General features: G+C 50.2%; 23 protein-coding genes. 16 read left to right on the top strand and 7 right to left on the bottom strand.

The genetic code is table 11. From position 1 onward, the window contains the following. The first annotated feature begins 25 nt into the window (after positions 1 to 25). The 7 genes from astC (at position 26) to ves (ending at position 7,645) form a co-directional block, all read left to right on the top strand. Entirely contained in the window at positions 26 to 1,246 is a 1,221-nt protein-coding gene (astC, locus tag C0K55_RS14995; RefSeq protein WP_016248650.1) for a succinylornithine/acetylornithine transaminase, read from the top strand. After that, complete coding sequence (astA, locus tag C0K55_RS15000; RefSeq protein WP_000989393.1) at positions 1,243 to 2,277, top strand: arginine N-succinyltransferase; 1,035 nt, start codon at positions 1,243 to 1,245, stop codon at positions 2,275 to 2,277. The genes astC and astA overlap by 4 nt, the downstream gene beginning before the upstream one ends. Beyond that, complete coding sequence (astD, locus tag C0K55_RS15005) at positions 2,274 to 3,752, top strand: succinylglutamate-semialdehyde dehydrogenase (protein WP_001516297.1); 1,479 nt, start codon at positions 2,274 to 2,276, stop codon at positions 3,750 to 3,752. Before astA ends, astD begins: the two co-directional genes overlap by 4 nt. Next, positions 3,749 to 5,092: an N-succinylarginine dihydrolase gene (astB, locus tag C0K55_RS15010; RefSeq protein ID WP_105266203.1), complete on the top strand. Its 1,344-nt coding sequence runs from the start codon at positions 3,749 to 3,751 to the stop codon at positions 5,090 to 5,092. The genes astD and astB overlap by 4 nt, the downstream gene beginning before the upstream one ends. Beyond that, complete coding sequence (gene astE, locus C0K55_RS15015) at positions 5,085 to 6,053, top strand: succinylglutamate desuccinylase (protein WP_001516299.1); 969 nt, start codon at positions 5,085 to 5,087, stop codon at positions 6,051 to 6,053. The genes astB and astE overlap by 8 nt, the downstream gene beginning before the upstream one ends. A gap of 328 nt (positions 6,054 to 6,381) precedes the next feature. Further along, positions 6,382 to 6,867 carry an ATP-independent periplasmic protein-refolding chaperone Spy gene (spy, locus tag C0K55_RS15020; RefSeq protein WP_001228965.1) on the top strand — a complete coding sequence of 162 codons (486 nt, stop codon included), beginning with the start codon at positions 6,382 to 6,384 and terminating at the stop codon, positions 6,865 to 6,867. Positions 6,868 to 7,069: 202 nt separating this feature from the next. Beyond that, positions 7,070 to 7,645, top strand: coding sequence for an environmental stress-induced protein Ves (ves, locus tag C0K55_RS15025; protein WP_105266202.1), 576 nt, complete (start codon positions 7,070 to 7,072; stop codon positions 7,643 to 7,645). Between the two features lie 59 nt (positions 7,646 to 7,704). Here the strand turns inward: ves and nadE are convergent, their stop codons facing one another. After that, positions 7,705 to 8,532 carry an ammonia-dependent NAD(+) synthetase gene (gene nadE / locus C0K55_RS15030; RefSeq protein WP_016261970.1) on the bottom strand — a complete coding sequence of 276 codons (828 nt, stop codon included), beginning with the start codon at positions 8,530 to 8,532 and terminating at the stop codon, positions 7,705 to 7,707. A 200-nt stretch (positions 8,533 to 8,732) separates the two neighbouring features. On the opposite strand from nadE, the gene osmE reads away from it, so the two are divergent. The 7 genes from osmE to chbG all read left to right on the top strand — a co-directional run bounded on the left by osmE (position 8,733) and on the right by chbG (position 14,626). Further along, complete coding sequence (osmE, locus tag C0K55_RS15035; RefSeq protein ID WP_001039038.1) at positions 8,733 to 9,071, top strand: osmotically-inducible lipoprotein OsmE; 339 nt, start codon at positions 8,733 to 8,735, stop codon at positions 9,069 to 9,071. 300 nt (positions 9,072 to 9,371) lie between these two features. Next, a complete protein-coding gene (chbB, locus tag C0K55_RS15040; RefSeq protein WP_000412169.1) occupies positions 9,372 to 9,692 on the top strand; it encodes a PTS N,N'-diacetylchitobiose transporter subunit IIB in 321 nt (106 codons plus the stop codon). Positions 9,693 to 9,772: 80 nt separating this feature from the next. After that, on the top strand, positions 9,773 to 11,131 hold the full coding sequence (gene chbC, locus C0K55_RS15045) for a PTS N,N'-diacetylchitobiose transporter subunit IIC (protein WP_105266201.1): 1,359 nt from the start codon (positions 9,773 to 9,775) through the stop codon (positions 11,129 to 11,131). A 51-nt stretch (positions 11,132 to 11,182) separates the two neighbouring features. Further along, positions 11,183 to 11,533, top strand: coding sequence for a PTS N,N'-diacetylchitobiose transporter subunit IIA (chbA, locus tag C0K55_RS15050; RefSeq protein ID WP_001516303.1), 351 nt, complete (start codon positions 11,183 to 11,185; stop codon positions 11,531 to 11,533). Positions 11,534 to 11,540: 7 nt separating this feature from the next. Beyond that, a complete protein-coding gene (chbR, locus tag C0K55_RS15055) occupies positions 11,541 to 12,383 on the top strand; it encodes a transcriptional regulator ChbR (protein ID WP_072274912.1) in 843 nt (280 codons plus the stop codon). 119 nt (positions 12,384 to 12,502) lie between these two features. Then, complete coding sequence (gene celF / locus C0K55_RS15060; protein WP_105263213.1) at positions 12,503 to 13,855, top strand: 6-phospho-beta-glucosidase; 1,353 nt, start codon at positions 12,503 to 12,505, stop codon at positions 13,853 to 13,855. 12 nt (positions 13,856 to 13,867) lie between these two features. Further along, positions 13,868 to 14,626, top strand: coding sequence for a chitin disaccharide deacetylase (chbG, locus tag C0K55_RS15065; RefSeq protein WP_105266200.1), 759 nt, complete (start codon positions 13,868 to 13,870; stop codon positions 14,624 to 14,626). 141 nt (positions 14,627 to 14,767) lie between these two features. Here chbG and katE read toward each other — a convergent pair whose 3' ends face one another. Next, entirely contained in the window at positions 14,768 to 17,029 is a 2,262-nt protein-coding gene (gene katE, locus C0K55_RS15070; RefSeq protein ID WP_105266199.1) for a catalase HPII, read from the bottom strand. Positions 17,030 to 17,211: 182 nt separating this feature from the next. On the opposite strand from katE, the gene cedA reads away from it, so the two are divergent. After that, positions 17,212 to 17,475: a cell division activator CedA gene (cedA, locus tag C0K55_RS15075; protein ID WP_001241549.1), complete on the top strand. Its 264-nt coding sequence runs from the start codon at positions 17,212 to 17,214 to the stop codon at positions 17,473 to 17,475. A gap of 45 nt (positions 17,476 to 17,520) precedes the next feature. Here the strand turns inward: cedA and tcyP are convergent, their stop codons facing one another. The 3 genes from tcyP to hxpB form a co-directional block, all read right to left on the bottom strand. After that, positions 17,521 to 18,912, bottom strand: coding sequence for a cystine/sulfocysteine:cation symporter (gene tcyP, locus C0K55_RS15080; RefSeq protein ID WP_016261973.1), 1,392 nt, complete (start codon positions 18,910 to 18,912; stop codon positions 17,521 to 17,523). 132 nt (positions 18,913 to 19,044) lie between these two features. After that, positions 19,045 to 19,635: a metal-dependent hydrolase gene (locus C0K55_RS15085; protein WP_001516308.1), complete on the bottom strand. Its 591-nt coding sequence runs from the start codon at positions 19,633 to 19,635 to the stop codon at positions 19,045 to 19,047. Positions 19,636 to 19,798: 163 nt separating this feature from the next. Beyond that, positions 19,799 to 20,467 carry a hexitol phosphatase HxpB gene (hxpB, locus tag C0K55_RS15090; protein WP_105266198.1) on the bottom strand — a complete coding sequence of 223 codons (669 nt, stop codon included), beginning with the start codon at positions 20,465 to 20,467 and terminating at the stop codon, positions 19,799 to 19,801. A gap of 146 nt (positions 20,468 to 20,613) precedes the next feature. Here hxpB and C0K55_RS15095 point away from each other — a divergent pair, with 146 nt between their 5' ends. Continuing rightward, positions 20,614 to 21,150 (top strand): YniB family protein, encoded by a 537-nt coding sequence (locus C0K55_RS15095; RefSeq protein ID WP_000222161.1) that lies wholly within the window; start codon positions 20,614 to 20,616, stop codon positions 21,148 to 21,150. A 40-nt stretch (positions 21,151 to 21,190) separates the two neighbouring features. Here the strand turns inward: C0K55_RS15095 and C0K55_RS15100 are convergent, their stop codons facing one another. Together C0K55_RS15100 and ghoS are read right to left on the bottom strand one after the other, a co-directional pair. Beyond that, on the bottom strand, positions 21,191 to 22,051 hold the full coding sequence (locus tag C0K55_RS15100; RefSeq protein ID WP_001516310.1) for a fructosamine kinase family protein: 861 nt from the start codon (positions 22,049 to 22,051) through the stop codon (positions 21,191 to 21,193). A gap of 105 nt (positions 22,052 to 22,156) precedes the next feature. After that, a complete protein-coding gene (gene ghoS / locus C0K55_RS15105; RefSeq protein ID WP_000896961.1) occupies positions 22,157 to 22,447 on the bottom strand; it encodes a type V toxin-antitoxin system endoribonuclease antitoxin GhoS in 291 nt (96 codons plus the stop codon). Between the last annotated feature and the right edge of the window lie 5 nt (positions 22,448 to 22,452).

Consider the following 22,452-nt stretch of genomic DNA (forward strand, 5'->3'; position numbering starts at 1 on the left):
AACTATTTATTTACTATGGGGCGCTATGTCTCAGTCAATTACGCGTGAAAACTTTGATGAATGGATGATACCTGTTTACGCTCCGGCACCGTTTATTCCGGTACGCGGCGAAGGTTCGCGCTTGTGGGATCAGCAGGGGAAAGAGTATATCGATTTCGCGGGTGGCATTGCAGTGAACGCGCTGGGCCATGCGCATCCGGAATTGCGCGAGGCGCTAAACGAGCAAGCGAGTAAGTTCTGGCATACCGGTAACGGCTATACCAACGAACCAGTGCTGCGACTGGCGAAAAAACTTATCGACGCGACGTTTGCCGATCGCGTGTTCTTTTGTAACTCCGGTGCGGAGGCCAACGAAGCAGCGTTGAAACTGGCGCGCAAATTCGCCCATGACCGCTACGGCAGCCATAAGAGCGGCATCGTGGCGTTTAACAATGCGTTCCACGGGCGCACGCTGTTTACCGTTAGCGCAGGCGGCCAGCCAGCCTATTCTCAGGATTTTGCGCCACTGCCGCCGGACATCCGTCATGCCGCGTATAACGATCTCAATTCTGCCAGTGCGCTGATTGACGACGCCACCTGCGCGGTAATTGTCGAGCCAGTGCAGGGTGAAGGCGGCGTGGTGCCAGCCAGCAAAGCGTTTTTACAGGGGCTGCGAGAATTGTGTGACCGCCACAATGCATTGCTGATTTTTGATGAGGTACAAACCGGCGTCGGGCGTACCGGTGAACTGTATGCCTATATGCACTACGGCGTAACCCCCGATCTGCTGACCACCGCCAAAGCGCTGGGCGGCGGTTTCCCCGTTGGTGCGCTGCTGGCAACGGAGGAGTGCGCCAGCGTGATGACCGTTGGCACCCACGGCACCACCTATGGCGGTAATCCGCTGGCATCAGCAGTGGCGGGCAAAGTGCTGGATCTTATCAATACGCCGGAAATGCGTAATGGCGTCAAACAGCGCCACGACGGGTTTGTTGAGCGGCTTAACGCTATTAATCATCGCTGCGGTTTGTTCAGTGAAATTCGTGGCCTGGGTCTGCTGATTGGCTGTGTTCTGAATGCCGACTATGCCGGACAAGCGAAACAGATTTCTCAGGAAGCGGCAAAAGCAGGCGTGATGGTGCTGATTGCGGGCGGCAGCGTGGTGCGTTTTGCTCCGGCGCTGAATGTCAGCGAAGAAGATATGGCTACCGGGCTGGATCGCTTTGCGCTGGCCTGTGAACGCGTTGTTAGCCGAGGTTCATCATGATGGTCATCCGTCCCGTTGAGCGCAGCGATGTCGCGGCGTTAATGCAACTTGCCAGTAAAACGGGCGGCGGTTTAACGTCGCTTCCTGCCAATGAAGCCACACTTTTGGCGCGTATCGATAGAGCCATCAAAACATGGCAAGGCGAATTACCCAAAAGTGAGCAGGGTTATGTGTTCGTGCTGGAAGAGAGTGAAACAGGTACGGTGGCGGGCATTTGCGCCATTGAGGTGGCTGTTGGGCTAAACGATCCCTGGTACAACTATCGCGTCGGCACGCTGGTTCATGCTTCGAAAGAGCTGAATGTTTATAACGCGCTACCGACGCTTTTTCTCAGTAATGATCACACCGGAAGTAGCGAATTGTGCACGCTGTTTCTCGATCCGGACTGGCGCAAAGAGGGCAACGGCTATTTGTTGTCGAAATCTCGCTTCATGTTTATGGCAGCCTTTCGCGACAAGTTTAACGACAAAGTGGTTGCCGAAATGCGTGGGGTGATTGACGAACACGGCTATTCGCCGTTCTGGCAAAGCCTCGGTAAACGCTTCTTTTCGATGGATTTTAGCCGAGCCGATTTTCTCTGCGGTACTGGTCAAAAGGCATTTATTGCTGAGTTGATGCCAAAACATCCGATCTATACGGACTTTTTATCCCAGGAAGCGCAAGACGTTATCGGTCAGGTACATCCGCAAACGGCACCCGCGCGGGCGGTGCTGGAAAAAGAGGGCTTTCGCTACCGCAACTATATCGACATTTTCGACGGTGGGCCGACGCTGGAGTGTGACATCGACCGCGTTCGCGCCATTCGCAAAAGCCGGCTGGTGGAAGTGGCAGAAGGGCAACCCGCACAGGGCGATTTTCCGGCCTGTCTGGTCGCCAATGAAAATTATCATCATTTCCGCGTGGTGCTGGTGCGTAGCGATCCGGCTACCGAGCGTTTGATTTTAACCGCCGCACAACTGGACGCTCTCAAGTGTCATGCCGGGGATCACGTTCGTCTGGTACGCCTGTGCGCAGAGGAGAAAACAGTATGACTTTATGGATCAACGGCGACTGGGTGACGGGCCTGGGTGCGCTGCGCGTGAAGCGTAATCCGGTATCTGGCGACGTTTTATGGCAAGGCAATGATGCCGATGCTGCTCAGGTGGCGCTGGCATGTCGTGCTGCTCGCGCAGCGTTTCCGCGTTGGGCGCGGCTCTCCTTTGGCGATCGTCAGGTAAGAGTTGAACGATTTGCCGGACTGCTGGAAAGCAATAAAGCTGAATTAACGACGATTATTGCCAGAGAAACGGGTAAGCCGCGTTGGGAGGCGGCAACCGAAGTGACGGCGATGATTAATAAAATTGCTATTTCAATCAAGGCATATCACGTGCGCACGGGTGATCAGCGCAGTGAAATGCCAGACGGGGCGGCAAGCTTACGCCATCGCCCACACGGCGTGCTGGCGGTGTTTGGTCCGTACAATTTTCCTGGGCATTTACCTAACGGGCATATTGTTCCGGCGTTGCTGGCAGGCAACACAATTATCTTTAAACCCAGTGAGCTGACACCGTGGAGCAGCGAAGCGGTAATGCGCTTATGGCAGCAGGCTGGATTGCCGCCAGGGGTGCTGAATCTGGTGCAGGGTGGGCGCGAAACCGGTCAGGCGCTGAGTGCGCTGGAAGATCTCGATGGTTTGCTGTTTACCGGTAGCGCCAACACTGGCTACCAGTTGCATCGTCAGCTTTCCGGTCAGCCAGAAAAAATCCTCGCCCTCGAAATGGGTGGCAATAACCCGCTGATTATTGATGAAGTGGCGGATATCGACGCCGCAGTGCATCTGACTATCCAGTCGGCATTTGTTACTGCCGGACAACGCTGCACCTGCGCCCGTCGTATATTGTTGAAAAGTGGAGCGCAGGGCGATGCGTTTCTTGCTCGCCTGGTTGCCGTCAGCCAGCGATTAACACCGGGCAACTGGGATGACGAACCACAGCCGTTTATCGGCGGGCTGATTTCTGAACAGGCCGCGCAGCATGTTGTTACCGCCTGGCAGGAGCTGGAAAACATGGGCGGACGGACGTTGCTTACGCCACGCTTACTGCAACCAGGTACTTCACTGCTTTCACCTGGAATCATTGACATGACGGGCATTTCTGGCGTGCCGGATGAAGAAGTGTTCGGGCCGTTACTGCGTGTCTGGCGTTATGACACCTTCGATGAGGCGATTAAGATGGCGAACAACACTCGCTTTGGCCTCTCTTGTGGGCTGGTTTCACCAGTGCGGGAAAAATTCGAACAACTGTTACTGGAGGCACGAGCGGGGATCGTTAACTGGAACAAACCGCTGACCGGTGCGGCCAGTACTGCACCATTTGGTGGCGTAGGCGCTTCCGGCAATCATCGCCCCAGTGCATGGTATGCCGCTGATTATTGTGCCTGGCCGATGGCAAGCCTGGAATCGGACTCGTTAACGCTGCCCACTACGCTTAACCCCGGGCTGGATTTTTCCGATGAGGTGGTGCCATGAACGCCCGGGAAGTTAATTTCGACGGGCTGGTGGGGCTGACGCATCATTACGCTGGCCTGTCGTTTGGTAATGAAGCTTCTACCCGCCACCGTTTTCAGGTATCTAACCCGCGACTGGCGGCAAAACAGGGCTTGCTGAAAATGAAAGCCCTTGCCGATGCGGGATTCCCGCAGGCGGTGATCCCGCCTCACGAGCGCCCGTTTATTCCGGTTTTGCGTCAATTGGGATTCAGCGGCAGCGATGAGCGAGTGCTGGAAAAGGTTGCTCGTCAGGCGCCGCACTGGCTTTCCAGTGTCAGTTCCGCTTCGCCAATGTGGGTCGCGAATGCGGCGACGGTGGCACCTTCTGCCGACACGCTGGATGGCAAAGTGCACCTGACGGTTGCCAATCTGAACAACAAATTTCACCGTTCGCTGGAAGCACTGACCACCGAATTGCTGTTAAAAGCCATTTTTATTGATGAAGAGAAATTCACCGTGCATTCGGCACTGCCTCAAGTGGCGCTGCTCGGTGATGAAGGGGCGGCAAACCACAATCGGCTCAGTGGTAACTATGGTGATCCGGGTATACAGGTTTTCGTCTATGGCCGGGAAGAGGGCACTGGCACGCGACCTTCCCGTTATCCGGCGCGGCAAACCCGCGAAGCCAGTGAGGCGGTAGCAAGGCTGAATCAGGTTAATCCACAACAGGTAATTTTCGCTCAACAAAACCCGGAAGTTATCGATCAGGGGGTTTTTCATAATGATGTGATTGCCGTGAGCAACCGCCAGGTGCTGTTTTGCCATCAGCAGGCATTCGCCCGTCAGGCGCAATTACTGGCAAATCTGTGTGCGCGGGTGAGCGGTTTTATGGCAATAGAAGTTCCGTCGGCACAGGTTTCCGTAGCGGATGCTGTCTCGACCTATCTGTTTAACAGCCAGTTGTTGAGCCGTGATGACGGTTCGATGGTGTTGGTGCTGCCGCAGGAGTGTCGGGAACATGCCGGGGTATGGCGTTATCTCAATGAATTACTTGTTGCCGATAACCCGATCAGTGAACTGAAAGTTTTTGATTTACGCGAAAGTATGGCAAACGGTGGCGGCCCTGCGTGCCTGCGTTTGCGCGTGGTGCTGACGGCAGAAGAACGTCAGGCGGTGAATCCGGCGGTGATGATGAACGAGACACAGTTTAATGCGCTCAATGACTGGGTGGATCGTTACTACCGCGATCGTCTTACCGCTGCCGATCTTGCCGATCCGCAATTGCTGCGCGAAGGAAGGGAAGCTCTGGATGCATTGACTCGTTTGCTGAATCTCGGTTCGGTTTACCCGTTCCAACGGGAGGGGAGTGGCAATGGATAATTTTCTTGCCCTGACGTTAACGGGTAAAAAACCAGCCGTAACAGCGAGAGAAAGCAACGGTGTCCACTGGCGCTGGCTGGGGGACGGGCTGCTGGAACTGACGCCAGTCACCCCACCGCAAGGTGCGCTGGTGATATCAGCGGGGATCCACGGTAATGAAACAGCACCTGTTGAGATGCTGGAGGCGTTGCTTGGGGCAATTTATCACGGTGAGATTCAGTTGCGCTGGCGGCTGCTGGCGATCCTCGGAAATCCTCCTGCCCTGAAGCAAGGTAAGCGTTATTGTCATAGCGATATGAATCGAATGTTTGGCGGACGCTGGCAGCTATTTGCCGAAAGCGGCGAAACCTGTCGCGCCCGCGAACTGGAACAGAGTCTGGAAGATTTTTATCAACAGGGTAAAGAGTCCGTTCGTTGGCACCTTGATTTGCATACCGCAATTCGTGGTTCATACCATCCGCGTTTTGGTGTTTTACCGCAACGTGATATTCCCTGGGATGAGAAGTTTCTGACGTGGCTGGGCGCAGCGGGGCTGGAGGCACTGGTGTTTCACCAGACGCCTGGCGGCACGTTTACCCATTTTAGCGCCGAACATTTTGGCACCCAGGCGTGTACGCTGGAACTTGGCAAAGCGTTGCCGTTTGGGCAAAACGATCTTTGCCAGTTTGCGCCAACGTCCAGCGCGATTGCCGCGCTGTTATCCGGGATGAGCGTCGGTTTTGATAAAAAGCCGCCATTACGTTACCGGGTGGTTTCGCAAATTACCCGCCACTCCACTGATTTTGAACTGCATATGGCGAGCGAGACATTGAACTTCACGGCGTTTAAGAAGGGGACGTTGTTAGCGCAGGATGGCGAAGAACGCTTTACGGTGACTCATGATGTTGAATATGTGTTATTCCCTAATCCATTGGTGGCGCTGGGATTGCGTGCAGGGTTAATGCTGGAGCAAATAATCTGATGCTTACCTGCAGAAATCATCTGCGGGTATTTACTGGGTTTTTAATGAAATAATACGGATTAATCCTGGTTATTTGCTTTAATTATCACCAGCTATCAGGTATAGTTCTTCATAATTCCTGCAAAATCAGCGTGTTGTAATATTTATTCATCACTCTCCATCAAATTTTCTTTTTTTCTCCATAATTGGCGCAAAAGTGTTTTTTACACTTTCATTGATTTACCGTTGCTCTGATTAATTGACGCTAAAGTCAGTAAAGTTAATCTCGTCAACACGGCACGTTACTTAAGAAAGCCGTAATAAATAACTGAAAGGAAGGATATTGAATATGCGTAAATTAACCGCACTGTTTGTTGCCTCTACCCTGGCTTTTGGCGCGGCTAACCTGGCCCATGCCGCTGATACCACTACCGCAGCACCGGCTGACGCCAAGCCGATGATGCACCATAAAGGTAAATTTGGTCCACATCACGACATGATGTTTAAAGACCTGAACCTGACCGACGCGCAGAAACAGCAGATCCGCGAAATCATGAAAGGTCAGCGTGATCAGATGAAACGTCCGCCGCTGGAAGAACGCCGCGCAATGCATGACATTATTGCCAGCGATACCTTCGACAAAGCAAAAGCTGAAGCGCAGATCGCAAAAATGGAAGAGCAGCGCAAAGCTAACATGCTGGCGCACCTGGAAACCCAGAACAAGATTTACAACATCCTGACGCCGGAGCAGAAAAAGCAATTTAATGCCAATTTTGAGAAGCGTCTGACAGAACGCCCTGCGGCAAAGGGTAAAATGCCTGCAACTGCTGAATAATCTTTCAGCCTGACAACTTAAGACCGCCGGTCTTGTCCACTACCTTGCTGTAATGCGGTGGACAGGATCGGCGGTTTTCTTTTCTGCTGTTCAACTTTTGCAAAAAAAGCCTAATCACCACTAAGGTAAATCACCCGAGTTGCCGATAACAATCCCCGGTTGCCTGAACGATAACAATGAAAAGAGCATGCCGGGAGCGAGTATGGAATACTTTGATATGCGTAAAATGTCGGTGAACCTGTGGCGAAACGCTGCCGGTGAAACTCGCGAAATCTGTAGCTTTCCCCCGGCAAAACGTGATTTTTACTGGCGCGCCAGCATTGCTTCCATTGCCGCAAATGGTGAGTTTTCTTTGTTTCCGGGCATGGAAAGGAGTGTGACGCTGTTGGAAGGTGGCGAGATGCTCCTTGAAAGCGCAGGCCATTTTAGCCATACCTTAAAACCGTTACAGCCTTTTGCCTTCGCGGCGGACCAGGTGGTAAAAGCAAAACTGACCGAAGGGCAGATGTCGATGGATTTCAACATTATGACGCGCCTTGATGCCTGTAAGGCGAAAGTCAGAATTGCCGATCGCACGTTCACCACTTTTGGCTCACGTGGTGGGGTGGTGTTTGTTATTAGCGGAGCGTGGCAACTGGGCGACAAGCTGTTGATTACCGACCAGGGCGCATGCTGGTACGATGGCAGGCACACCCTGCGGCTTTTACAACCGCAAGGCAAACTGCTGTTCAGTGAAATTAGCTGGCTTGCAGGCTATTCACCGGATCAAGTTCAGTGATTCATTATTAGAATGCTGCGCCCGATAACACTGGTGATATCTGACACAGCATGTCTGCGTTATTTTTTCCAGAAATCATCAAAAACGGTAATGGGCGGGCGGCGTTTATGCTCGGTTTTCAGATACCAATTCTCAATGGTTCTGGCGACCTGTTCCGGTACGGTTTTCCCTTCCAGATAGTCATCAATGTTGTCATAAGTGACGCCAAGCGCGACTTCATCCGGCAGTGACGGACGATCATCTTCCAGATCGGCGGTTGGTGCTTTCTTATAGAGATGCTCCGGGCAACCTAACGCTGCCAGTAATTGTTTACCCTGACGCTTGTTCAAACGGTATAGCGGGTTAATGTCAGTGCCTCCGTCACCGTATTTAGTGAAGAATCCGGTAATGGCTTCTGCCGCATGATCGGTGCCCACCACGACGCCGTGGGTCATGCCTGCAATGCTGTATTGTGCTTTCATCCGCTCACGTGCTTTTTCATTGCCACGAACGAAATCACTTAATTCAATACCCGCTTCGCGCAGTGCCTGTTCGCTGGCCAATACCGCGCCCTTGATATTAACGGTTAATACGCGATCCGGTTGAATAAAGGCAATGGCATCCTGACAATCCTGTTCATCGGCCTGAACACCGTAGGGCAGGCGTACTGCAATAAATTGCAGTGCCTCGTTGCCCGTTTCCTGACGAAGTTCGTTAATCGCCATCTGACACAGTTTCCCGGCAAGCGTGGAGTCCTGACCGCCACTAATACCAAGTACCAGTGATGTAATGAACGGATAGGTTTGCAGATAGCTTTTCAGAAAATCGATACTGCGGCGAATTTCCTCTTCGGCATTAATCTGCGGTTTTGCGCCCAGCGCCTTTATTATTTGTTGTTGCAATGTCATTGAACCCCTCCAGACAAAAAAATAAAACTTCCTTAAAGCTAACCCGTTGCTACAGAAACGACAAGCGACAGCAAGTTGAATGGCGGTTAAAACGTCATACAGGAATCCTCTGAAAGCGGAGCCGTTTCGTTCACGGGCTTGAAAAAGCCCCCGATGTATTCCAGGCTTATCTAACACGCTGATAAACAAGAGGACGAAATATGAACAAGAATATGGCAGGAATTCTGGGTGCAGCGGCGGTATTAACCATGCTGGCAGGTTGTACGGCGTATGATCGTACCAAAGACCAGTTTGTACAGCCTGTGGTGAAAGACGTCAAAAAAGGCATGAGCCGGGCGCAGGTTGCACAAATTGCGGGTAAACCTTCGTCTGAAGTGAGCATGATCCATGCTCGTGGTACTTGCCAGACCTATATCCTGGGTCAACGTGATGGTAAAGCAGAAACCTATTTTGTCGCGTTAGATGATACCGGACATGTCATCAACTCCGGCTATCAGACCTGTGCCGAATACGACACCGATCCACAAGCAGCGAAGTAATTTCTTCGCCAGAAAGCTTGAGTTACAACAGAAACCGGCCATTGCGCCGGTTTTTTTTTGACCCTTGTTCTTATTTATTGTCGCGAATTATTTAACTAAAATGTGAAGAAGGTCATAACGGCAGGTCAAGGAGAGACAATTTATGAGGTCAAGGAAATACTATCGTTCAGGTCAATACCGTATACTCTTTTCAGCCACCAAAAAAAGTCATGTTGGTTTCGCAAGTTACCCAGAGCATGGAAGCAGGTTAAGACTTGCGGAGTGTCTGGCTGACAGATAGTCGTTGATGAGGGCAGTTTTATGGAAAAGAAACACATTTATCTGTTTTGTTCTGCGGGCATGTCTACCTCTTTACTGGTATCAAAAATGCGCGCTCAGGCAGAAAAATATGAAGTTCCGGTCATTATTGAAGCATTTCCGGAAACACTGGCTGGTGAAAAAGGTCAGAATGCCGATGTCGTGTTATTGGGGCCGCAGATTGCTTATATGTTGCCCGAAATCCAGCGTTTGTTACCCAACAAACCGGTTGAAGTAATTGACTCACTGTTATATGGCAAAGTCGATGGTTTAGGCGTGCTTAAGGCTGCAGTTGCAGCAATTAAAAAAGCCGCAGCAAATTAATTTTTAAATTTTCCGTCAAAGAGTTATTTCATAAATCTATACCGCAATATTTTAATTGCGGTTTTTAAGGGTATTTTTCTATGAGTAATGTTATTGCATCGCTTGAAAAGGTACTCCTCCCTTTTGCAGTCAAAATAGGAAAGCAGCCACACGTTAATGCAATCAAAAACGGCTTTATTCGCTTAATGCCGTTAACCCTCGCAGGGGCCATGTTTGTATTAATCAATAACGTTTTTCTGAGCTTTGGGGAGGGGGCGTTTTTTTACTCGTTAGGTATTCGCCTTGATGCCTCAACTATTGAAACACTCAATGGGCTGAAGGGTATTGGCGGCAACGTTTATAACGGAACGTTAGGGATTATGTCTTTAATGACACCGTTCTTTATCGGCATGGCGCTGGCAGAAGAGCGTAAAGTCGATGCACTGGCGGCAGGATTGTTATCCGTTGCGGCATTTATGACCGTCACTCCTTATAGCGTCGGTGAAGCCTATGCGGTCGGCGCAAACTGGTTAGGCGGCGCGAATATTATCTCCGGGATTATTATCGGCCTGGTGGTAGCAGAAATGTTTACCTTTATTGTCCGCCGCAACTGGGTCATTAAATTACCCGACAGCGTACCGACATCGGTATCGCGTTCTTTCTCTGCATTAATTCCCGGCTTTATTATTCTTTCCGTGATGGGGATTATTGCCTGGGCGCTGACTACCTGGGGCACTAACTTCCACCAGATTATTATGGATACCATTTCGACGCCGCTGGCATCGTTGGGTAGCGTGGTTGGCTGGGCCTATGTGATCTTTGTTCCGCTGCTCTGGTTCTTTGGTATTCATGGCGCGCTGGCGTTGACCGCCCTGGACAACGGCATTATGACGCCGTGGGCGCTGGAAAACATCGCCACCTACCAGCAATATGGTTCCGTCGAAGCGGCGCTGGCAGCCGGTAAGACTTTCCATATCTGGGCCAAGCCGATGCTGGACTCCTTTATTTTCCTCGGCGGCAGCGGCGCGACCCTGGGGCTTATTCTGGCCATTTTTATCGCTTCTCGTCGTGCTGACTATCGTCAGGTGGCAAAACTGGCACTGCCGTCAGGCATCTTCCAGATTAACGAACCGATTCTGTTTGGTCTGCCGATTATCATGAATCCGGTAATGTTTATCCCGTTCGTGCTGGTGCAACCAATTCTGGCGGCAATTACCCTGGCGACGTACTACATGGGCATTATCCCGCCGGTGACCAACATTGCGCCGTGGACCATGCCAACCGGTCTGGGAGCCTTCTTTAATACTAACGGTAGCGTCGCCGCATTGCTGGTCGCACTCTTCAACCTTGGTATCGCAACGCTGATTTATCTGCCATTTGTTGTGGTGGCGAACAAAGCGCAGAACGTGATTGATAAAGAAGAGAGTGAAGAAGATATTGCTAACGCCCTGAAATTTTAATCGACACCGGCGCGGGCAACTCGTGCCGGTAAGAATAGAGAGGAACGATGTATGATGGATCTCGAAAACATTCCTGACACGCAAACCGAAGCCGAAGAACTGGAAGAAGTGGTGATGGGGCTTATCATCAACTCCGGACAGGCACGTAGTCTGGCGTATGCCGCGCTGAAGCAGGCGAAGCAGGGCGATTTTGCAGCCGCCAGAACGATGATGGATCAATCGCGGATGGCCTTGAATGAAGCGCATCTGGTACAGACGAAGCTGATTGAAGGCGATCAGGGCGAAGGAAAGATGAAAGTTAGCCTGGTGCTGGTCCACGCGCAGGATCATTTAATGACTTCAATGCTCGCGCGTGAACTGATTAGTGAATTAATTGAGCTTCATGAAAAACTGAAAGCATAAGGAGTCAATGATGCAGCCAGTGATTAACGCGCCGGAAATTGCCACTGCCCGTGAGCAGCAATTATTTAATGGCAAAAATTTCCATGTGTTTATCTACAATAAAACCGAAAGTATTACTGGGTTGCATCAGCATGACTATTATGAATTTACCCTGGTTTTAACCGGTCGTTATTTCCAGGAGATTAACGGCAAGCGTGTGTTGCTGGAACGGGGCGATTTTGTTTTTATTCCGTTAGGATCACACCATCAAAGTTTTTATGAGTTTGGTGCCACGCGCATATTGAACGTTGGGATCAGTAAACATTTTTTTGAACAGCATTATTTACCGTTGTTACCTTATTGCTTTGTTGCTTCACAGGTTTACCGCACTAATAATGCTTTTCTCACTTATGTGGAAACGGTAATTTCTTCATTGAATTTCAGTGAAACCGGGCTGGAAGAATTTGTTGAGATAGTCACTTTTTATGTCATTAACCGTTTACGCCATTACCGCGAAGAACAGGTGATTGATGATGTGCCACAGTGGCTAAAAAATACGGTTGAAAAGATGCATGATAAAGTGCAGTTCAGTGAAAATGCGTTGGAAAACATGGTGACGTTATCGGCTAAATCGCAGGAGTATTTGACGCGTGCGACTCAGCGATACTATGGCAAAACGCCGATGCAGATTATTAATGAAATCCGCATTAACTTTGCCAAAAAACAACTGGAAATGACCAACTATTCTGTGACGGATATTGCATTTGAAGCTGGTTATAGTAGCCCAAGTCTGTTCATTAAAACGTTTAAGAAACTAACGTCTTTTACGCCAAATAGCTATCGTAAGAAATTGACTGAATTTAATCAGTAGCTGTTATCGCTGATCATTAAATTTACATGCGTGCCTTGTTTATCCTGGGGAAACCGGGATATTCCTGACACAGAGGCAGGCATGAAGAATATCAGTATTTCCTGATGAAGGGAGAAATTATGAACCAGAAATTAAAAATCGTCACTATTGGTGGCGGGAGTAGTTATACCCCGGAGTTACTGGAAGGGTTTATTAAGCGTTATCACGAATTGCCGGTTACTGAATTATGGCTGGTGGATGTCGAAGGTGGTAAAGCGAAACTGGATATTATTTTTGAACTCTGTCAGCGCATGATTGATAACGCTGGCGTACCGATAAAGCTTTATAAAACGCTTGATCGTCGTGAGGCGCTGAAAGGGGCTGATTTTGTCACTACTCAACTGCGCGTAGGTCAATTACCGGCACGTGAACTGGATGAACGCATTCCGTTAAGTCATGGCTATCTTGGCCAGGAAACCAACGGTGCGGGAGGCCTGTTTAAAGGTCTGCGCACCATTCCGGTGATTTTCGATATTGTGAACGATGTTGAAGAACTATGTCCGAATGCGTGGGTTATCAACTTTACTAACCCGGCGGGAATGGTCACTGAAGCGGTTTATCGTCACACTGGATTTAAACGCTTTATCGGCGTGTGTAATATTCCTGTGGGTATGAAAATGTTTATCAGCGATGTTTTAGCGTTGAATGAGAGCGATGATTTATCTATCGATCTGTTCGGCCTGAACCATATGGTGTTTATTAAGGATGTGCTGGTAAATGGCAAATCGCGCTTTGCCGAATTGCTCGACGGCGTGGCATCCGGGCAGTTAAAAGCGTCTGGCGTAAAAAACATTTTCGATCTGCCGTTTAGCGAAGGCTTAATTCGTTCGCTGAATCTGTTGCCATGTTCTTATCTGCTTTATTACTTCAAGCAAAAAGAGATGCTGGCGATTGAAATGGGTGAATACTACAAAGGCGGTGCGCGTGCGCAGATAGTGCAGAAAGTCGAGAAACAACTCTTTGAGCTGTATAAAAACCCGGAGCTGAAAGTTAAACCGAAAGAGCTGGAGCAGCGCGGTGGGGCTTATTACTCAGACGCGGCGTGCGAGGTGATTAACGCTATCTACAACGACAAGCAAACGGAACATTACATTAATATCCCGCATCATGGGCATATTGATAATATTCCGCCTGACTGGGCGGTAGAAATGACCTGTACGCTGGGTCGCAATGGCGCGACGCCACATCCGCGAATTACCCATTTTGATGACAAAGTCATGGGGCTGATCCACACCATTAAAGGCTTTGAAATTGCCGCCAGCAACGCAGCACTTAGCGGTGAATTTAACGATGTGTTACTGGCGCTAAACCTTAGCCCGTTGGTGCATTCCGATCATGACGCAGAGTTGCTGGCACGTGAGATGATTCTGGCGCACGAGAAGTGGCTACCAAACTTTGCTGACTGTATTGTAGATCTCAAAAAAGCACATTAACCGGGGCTGATTATGGAACGCTTACTGATTGTTAATGCAGATGATTTTGGCTTAAGTAAAGGTCAGAACTACGGCATTATCGAGGCCTGTCGCAACGGGATTGTCACGTCGACGACGGCGCTGGTAAATGGTGAAGCCATCGACCATGCGGTGCAGTTGAGTCGTGATGAGCCGAGCCTGGCCGTCGGGATGCATTTTGTCCTCACCCTGGGCAAGCCGCTAACTGTAATGCCCGGTTTAACCCGCGAAGGCGTGTTGGGGAAATGGATCTGGCAACTGGCAAAAGAAGATGCTTTACCACTGGAGGAAATTGCTCAGGAACTTGCCAGCCAGTATCTGCGTTTCATTGAGCTGTTTGGGCGCAAACCTACCCATCTTGATAGTCATCATCATGTGCATATGTTTCCGCAGATTTTCCCGATTGTGGCCAGGTTTGCCGCTGAAGAGGGGATTGCGTTGCGCATCGATCGTCAGCCAGTATTTAACGATAGTGATTTACCGGCTAAATTGCGCAGTTCGCAGGGCTTCAGTAGCGCATTCTATGGTGAAGAGATCAGCGAGTCCCTGTTCCTGCAAGCGGTGGATGATTCCAGTCATCGCGGTGAGCGCTCGCTGGAAGTGATGTGCCATCCGGCGTTTATTGATAATACGATTCGCCAGAGTGCTTACTGTTTTCCACGGTTAACGGAGCTGGAAGTGTTGACATCAGCATCGTTGAAGTATGCCATTGCCGAGCGAGGTTATCGGTTGGGTAGTTATCTTGATGTGTAGGTAATGTTGTTTTGCCGGATGTAGCGTAAATACCTTATCCGGCCAGCAAAGTGTAGCAATTTCAATATATTATGAATTATTACGCTAGACCTGATAAGCGCAGCGCATCAGGCAAAGGCGGCGCAACTGCGCCGCCTATATTCAGGCAGGGATTTTGTCAATCTTAGGGATACGTGACCAGACGCGGTGCGCCGCTATCAGAGTCAGTAACTCATTCATAAAATTGCCGTCAGCTCTGTCGGCTTCAACAATCCCTTCTTCACCCTGGTCATCGACCTTGATTGTTGCCTTGAACTTGCGTGCATCTCCCGTCAGGGCTATTGGTTTAAGGTGTTTATAGGCTTCCATCAGGTAGTAGTTTGCGTCGCCGTTGTCTGCGATATCCGCGATATTGCCGCATGGGACAATAACCGCATCAACCGTCAGTGAGGGGGCTCCAGCAAAGGTAGCGGCTATTGGCAATACTGTACCGTCATCTGCTGTCACTTCTCCCATCCGTGAATAAAGCAGTTTGGCATGAACGCCTTTAGCTTTCAGTGCCTTGAGCATTTCCAGAAGGTCTGCCGATCTCACCTCATCATTAAGCAAAATCGCGACCACACGGCCTTTCACATCCCCATCCGGAATGGCATACAGACTTAACGCAGGATCTTTTTTCAGCCCGTTCACGTCCGGTGGTGGCGTAATGTTCAGTTGGTCGTCTGTCAGTGCAATACCGAGATTTTTTGCTACCGCTTGCGCCAGGTTGAGATCGATATGCGCTAGCTGGTCAACAACGCGCTCACGAATATATGGGCGTACAACTTTACTCAACTCAAAGCTGAAAGCATCGATAATATGGCGCTGTTCGAATGGTGTCTGGCTTAACCAGAACAGGCGCGGATGGGAATAATATTCGCCAAACGATGGGCTACGCTCGCGCACCTTATTGCCTTCTACGCGCTCCTGATAGGATTCAAAACCTCCGCGTTTCGGCCCCGGCGGTGTTTCTCGCGGCCAGTTATCGTTGATCGAATTCGGTTCGTAGTTTGCTGGGTTAGTGTCGATTCCCATCCGATGCATGCCGTCACGCTGGTAATTGTGGTACGGGCAGGTTGGGCGGTTAATTGGAATTTCATGGAAATTCGGCCCGCCAAGACGGCTGATTTGTGTGTCGGTGTAGGAGAACAAACGCCCCTGCAACAGCGGATCGTTGGTGAAATCCAGACCGGGGACAATGTGTCCAGGATGGAAAGCCACTTGTTCATTTTCGGCAAAAAAGTTATCCGGGTTACGATTGAGCACCATTTTACCGATGCGCTGAACGGGGACTAACTCTTCCGGGATAAGTTTTGTTGGGTCAAGCAGGTCGAAGTCGAATTTGAATTCATCCTCTTCCGCAATCAACTGGAAGCCAAGTTCATATTCCGGGAAGTCGCCCGCTTCAATCGCTTCCCACAGTTCGCGACGGTGGAAGTCCGGGTCTCGCCCCGTCAGTTTCTGCGCCTCATCCCATACCAGCGAGGCTTTACCTGCCAGTGGTTTCCAGTGGAAACGCACAAAGGTTGCTTTACCTTCGGCGTTAATCAGGCGGAAGGTGTGAATGCCGAAGCCTTCCATTGTGCGATAACTGCGGGGGAGCCCACGGTCTGACATCGCCCACATTACGTTATGCAGGGTTTCAGGTTGCAGGGAAACATAATCCCAGAAAGTGTCGTGGGCGCTGCCTCCCTGTGGGATCGCCCAGTGCGGCTCCGGTTTTACCGCATGAACAAAATCGGGGAATTTGTGTGCATCCTGAATAAAGAAGATCGGCGTGTTGTTGCCAACGAGATCAAAAATACCTTCTTCGGTATAGAACTTGGTGGCGAAACCACGGATATCACGCACGGTATCTGCCGAGCCAGCGCCCCCCTGAACGGTAGAGAAGCGCACAAATACCGGAGTGATTTTGTTCGGATCAGACAGAAAATCGGCTTTGGTGATGTCGCTCAAGTTTTTATACGGCTGGAAATAGCCGTGAGCAGCAGAACCGCGTGCGTGAACAATACGCTCCTGGATGCGTTCGTGGTCAAAGTGAGTGATTTTCTCACGCAGAATAAAATCTTCCAGCAGCGTAGGCCCACGGCTACCGGCACGCAGGGAGTTTTGATCGTCGGCTATGCGTACACCCTGATTGGTGGTCAGTGCATAATTCTCGCTACCTTTACGCACATCTTCCAGGGAATTTATTTTTTCATTACGCGTATCCGGCGCTTTCAGGCTACCTGGCGCAGTAGGTTGCGCACCAGGCGGGGTCGGTTCAGCCGCTGGACGATGAGAACCGTCCTCAGGTGCCAGTGAGTCCATCCCGGGTTTCGCTTCGCTCGAATCGTGCAGGGGGGACTGGTGCTGATGTGGGTTCTTTTCGTTATGTTGCGACATTGAACTCGTCTCCTTATTTCATTGCTGAAAGGGCCGCTGTTTTGGTCAAAAAACCTTCTAACTATAGACCACCAGGGGGATCTCGCTCTGGAAGTGGTGCCAGAGAAGGTTTTTGGGAATGTACGCAAAGCAGGACGGACGGGGGCTAAATCGGCTAAACTACAGTTTTTCTGATTTTTAATATGCGTTTAGTGAAGCCAGTAATGAAGAAACCGCTACGTCAGCAAAACCGCCCGATTATTAGCTATGTTCCGCGCACAGAACCCGCGCCGCCAGAACATGCGGTTAAAATGGATTCGTTTCGTGATGTCTGGATACTGCGCGGCAAGTATGTGGCGTTTGTCCTGGTGGGGGAATCATTCTTGCGCTCACCGGCGTTTAGCGTACCGGAGTCGGCCCAGCGTTGGGCAAATCAGGTGCGGCAAGAAAATGAGATCGAAGAATAAATAAACGCCTGTCGGATGACAGGCGTTTTGCGTTATAAACCAGGATTAACGGTGTGCCAGCTCGGCGTCGTCTTCGCTGTCCAGAATGGACTTATCGGTTTGCTTCAGCCACTGGCTGGTCAGCGTACCTGCGGTCATTGAGCCGCTAACGTTCAATGCAGTTCGGCCCATATCGATAAGCGGTTCAACGGAGATTAGCAGAGCCACCAGCGTTACCGGTAAGCCCATTGCTGGCAGAACAATCAACGCGGCGAATGTCGCACCACCACCAACACCTGCAACACCTGCTGAACTCACCGTGACGATACCGACGAGTGTCGCAATCCACACTGGATCCAGTGGGTTAATGCCAACTGTAGGCGCAACCATCACCGCCAGCATTGCCGGATACAAACCAGCACAGCCGTTCTGACCAATGGTCGCACCGAAAGAAGCGGCGAAACTGGCAATGGATTCAGGAACACCCAGACGACGCGTTTGCGCTTCTACGTTCAGCGGAATAGACGCGGCGCTGGAGCGACTGGTGAAGGCAAACGTCAGTACTGGCCATACTTTACGGAAGTATTTCAGCGGGCTTACGCCGTTAATACCCAGCAGAATGCCATGTACCGCAAACATAATGATAAGACCCAGGTAGGACGCGACAACGAAGCTACCCAGCTTAATGATGTCTTGCAGATTGGAACCGGCAACGACTTTGGTCATCAGCGCAAGCACGCCGTAAGGGGTCAATTGCATGACCAGGCGAACCAGTTTCATCACCCAGCTTTGCAGCGTGTCGATAGCGGTTAAGACGCGTTCACCTTTCGGCGCATCATCTTTCAACAGTTTTAGCGCGGCGACACCAAGGAAGGCGGCAAAAATTACCACGCTGATAATTGACGTCGGATTGGCACCAGTCAAATCGGCAAACGGGTTTTTCGGGATAAAGGACAGAATGAGTTGCGGAACACTTAAGTCTGCAACTTTACCAACATAGTTGCTTTCGATAGCGTTCAGACGCGCCGTCTCTGCGCCACCCTGAACCAGACCTTCAGCAGTCAGACCAAACAGGTTGGTCACCAGCACACCGACCAGCGCCGCAATCAGCGTGGTAAACAGCAGCGTACCGATGGTCAGAAAACTGATTTTGCCTAACTGAGATGCGTTATGCAGGCGAGCAACCGCGCTCAGAATAGAGGCGAATACTAACGGCATGACGATCATTTGCAGTAGCTGAACATAGCCGTTACCGACAATGTTAAACCACTGTACAGAATCTTTAAGTACCTGGCTGTCAGAACCATAAATGGTGTGTAGAGCAAGGCCAAAGACCACGCCCATCACCAGACCCACCAGCACTTTTTTTGCCAGACTCCACTGTTTGTGGCGAGTCTGGGCCAACGCAAACAGCAGCACAACGAACACCACGATGTTCGCAATTAATGGAAAGTTCATCCCCGTTCTCCTGATCTTATTATTTCTATCACTGTGTAACAGTCATAGTGTTGTCGCAAGATTAACAGAACTGTGAGCTGGCTCTTATATTCAAATGGAATTGCTTATTCCAGAAAGACGGTTTTTGCCGCTTTAATATTCAACCTGATGCTTAATAAGGCGATGAAACTGGATCTGCAAGGTATTGATCATTTCCGATGACCAACGCACGGCACTGTTTTCGGGCAATGAATGGGGCATCCACACCGACCAGACAAATAATGCCATGCAGAGAAAACGTTCCAGTTGATTGCCCTTTTGTGGCACCAGAATTGGCAGGCGGAAGCGCCAGCGACATGGCCAGAGGAGGGGAACGCCAGCCGGTGTCAGCATATCGGCAAGGATATGGCTCAAATAACCCAGCACCATACCTTGCAAAGCATCAGCCGGAATAAACCAGCTTTCCGGAACTTTAAGATAAAAGGTCGCCAGCAACGCAAAGACCGCCAGCAGACTGTGGGTAAATCCACGGTGTCCAAATGCCCGGGCAATGGGTTTTGATATCCACTTTAATCGCTGCCCAAGAAACGATTTTGGGTGGTCGATGTCCGGTAACAGACACGTTAAGATTGCGGAAGGGACAATATGCCACCAGTCACCCTGTGCCAGCACGGGCGTTAGTTCGGCATTTTTGGCAAATACCGCGCAAGCAATAGAAAAAAGAAGGTGACCTTCCGCCGTCATGATAAAACTCACTAAACTGTCGATACGTACAGTATAGGATTTTTATACAGTGCGCGGAAGTGGTGACGGTGTAACTCTTTATCACAAAATGATGATAAATCCGCCAGTTGAATAAAAATTCAGATAAAAAACCAGGGGCAGTGATGACACTGCCCGATTTTTATTAGCCGAGGAGGTCTTCCGCGGTGAGTTCGGTGAGAGATGAAAGCTTCACGTTTGCCAACACAAAACGTGGATCATTTTGCGCTTCTGGCGCAGGAACGACGATGGAACGCATACGGGCTGCTTTAGAGGCGATCATACCGTTTACAGAATCTTCCAGCGCCACGCAGGCCAGCGGATCAATACCCAGCTTTGCTGCGCAATCGAGATACACTTGCGGGTGCGGTTTGCTGTAAGGCAGTTTTTCTGCGGAGGCGAGGACATCGAAACTGTCACGTAAGTCAAACATGGTCAGCACTTTTTCCAGCATATGTAACGGCGACGCAGAGGCCAGGCCAACCAATAAACCGTGTTCTTTGCACAGCGCAACGGCCTCACGCACACCAGGCAGTAATGGCCGAGTCTCTTCAACCAGTGAAATGGCACGAGCAATAACCCGTTCTACCACTTCCTGACGACCCGGCCCACGCCACGGTTGCCGGGCGTACCACAGATCAACCACCATATCGATGCGTAAACCTAAGGTGTCCGGTAGCTCGTTACGACGGGAGATGTCCACCCCCAGGCTTGCCATCACATCCAGTTCGGCTCGATCCCATAAAGGTTCAGAGTCGATAAGTAATCCATCCATATCGAAAATTGCAGCAAGAATCTGTCGCGGGGTTGACATTACAACCTCTCCTTTAGAGCATTAAGTGTAAGGTATTAAGCAGTGCTTATGATTAAGCGCCTATCATATCGCCTTTAAAGAATGGGCGAAAACAGATATCTACAGGTAAACTAAGTGAATCGACGCGTCTTAATCAAGGAGAACTCATGACGTATCAACAAGCTGGACGCATTGCTGTTTTGAAAAGGATTTTCGGTTGGGTGATTTTTATACCCGCACTGATCTCTACGCTGATTTCTTTGCTGAAATTTATGAATACCCGGCAGGAAAATCAGGAAGGCATTAATGCGGTCATGCTCGACTTTACCCATGTCATGATCGATATGATGCAGGCGAATACGCCTTTTTTGAATCTGTTCTGGTACAACTCACCGACGCCCAATTTTAATGGCGGTGTGAATATTATGTTCTGGGTGATTTTCATCCTGATATTTGTTGGACTTGCGTTGCAAGATTCCGGTGCCCGTATGAGCCGCCAGGCGCGTTTCTTACGTGAAGGTGTTGAGGATCAACTCATTCTGGAGAAGGCTAAAGGAGACGAGGGGTTAACGCGTGAACAGATTGAGTCACGCATTGTTGTTCCGCACCATACCATTTTCTTGCAGTTTTTTTCACTCTATATCCTGCCGGTCATTTGTATTGCTGCTGGGTATGTGTTTTTTTCTCTGCTTGGGTTTATTTAATCAAAAGGCCGCGCGAAGCGGCCATTATCATCAACTCACATCACGCCGCTAATAATCTATCCAGTGACTGCTGAGCAATAACCAAATGCTGCCCGCCAAACAACCTTGCACGATTAAGTAACGTGTAGAGCTGGTAAATTGGTTGACGTTCGAGGAAATCTGCCGGTAGCGGTGAAACTGACTGATAGCCGTCATAGATTTGCGGCGGTTGTTCAGTGTGCAGCGGCAACATCGCCAGATCGCACTCTCTGTCACCCCAGTAACAAGCGGGATCGAAGATGTACGGGCCATTCGGACCCAGCGCACAGTTTCCGGACCATAAATCACCGTGTAACAGTGACGGCTGCGGCTGATGTGAGGCCAGACGTTGCTGAATGTGTTCGACGATGGCGTCGATATTGCCGAAGGCGATCCCTTTTTCTGCCGCCAGTTCCAGTTGCCAGCCAATACGTTGTTCAGCAAAAAACGTTGCCCAGCGACGTTGCCAGGTGTTGGGTTGTGGAGTAGTCGAAAGTGCGTTATCGAAATCGAGGCCAAATTGTGGCTGATCACTCCATTGATGCAGGCGCGCAACTTGCTGCCCTAAAATAAATGCGTTATGTGCATCCAACGGGCGAGGCGGGAGATAGTCCATCACCAAAAAACTGTAGTCCCGGTCAGCGCCAACAGCCCAGACTCTGGGCACAGTAACGGTTTTACTGCGTGATAATAATTCCAGTTGATCGGCTTCGGCGGTAAAACCGGAAAGCAGGTCCCTTTCATCACATTTGACGAAAAAATCACGTCCAGCATAGCGCAAATGCCATGCGGCATGGACTTCCCCGCCAGGCAGTTCATTACGCAGTTCGATTTCGCCTTCACCTAACTGCTCGCTCAAAAGACGACTGATTGCCTGCCACATGATGTCTCTCCCATGTTGTCTGCCAGATCATAAAGTTAGCGCAAGAATGCGGTGAAAAAACACGAGCTAACGCACACCACAGACTGATTATTGCCCAAAAACCATTTATTTTCTGTCGCTATACCATTTCTCCCAGGTGGTGATTGTGATTTCCGGGGATTTGCCGGTTGCACTTTGGGTAAGCCCGGCAACCAGCTCTCTTATTTCATCTTCATTTTGAGTACTAATAAGCCCAAAGGTGTTCGTTCCCAGCTCATGGATATTTCCGTCATCATCCGTCATGGTCAGTAAAAAACCGTCGCGTGTCAGAAAGTTATTTAACTCATTAATTTCAGTTAATGTGTCTTCATGCAACATGACGGTAATGACATAGCGGACAAGGTCGCCACCGGCCATAATTC

The organism is Escherichia sp. MOD1-EC6098, assembly GCF_002965865.1.
Lineage (GTDB): Bacteria > Pseudomonadota > Gammaproteobacteria > Enterobacterales > Enterobacteriaceae > Escherichia > Escherichia marmotae.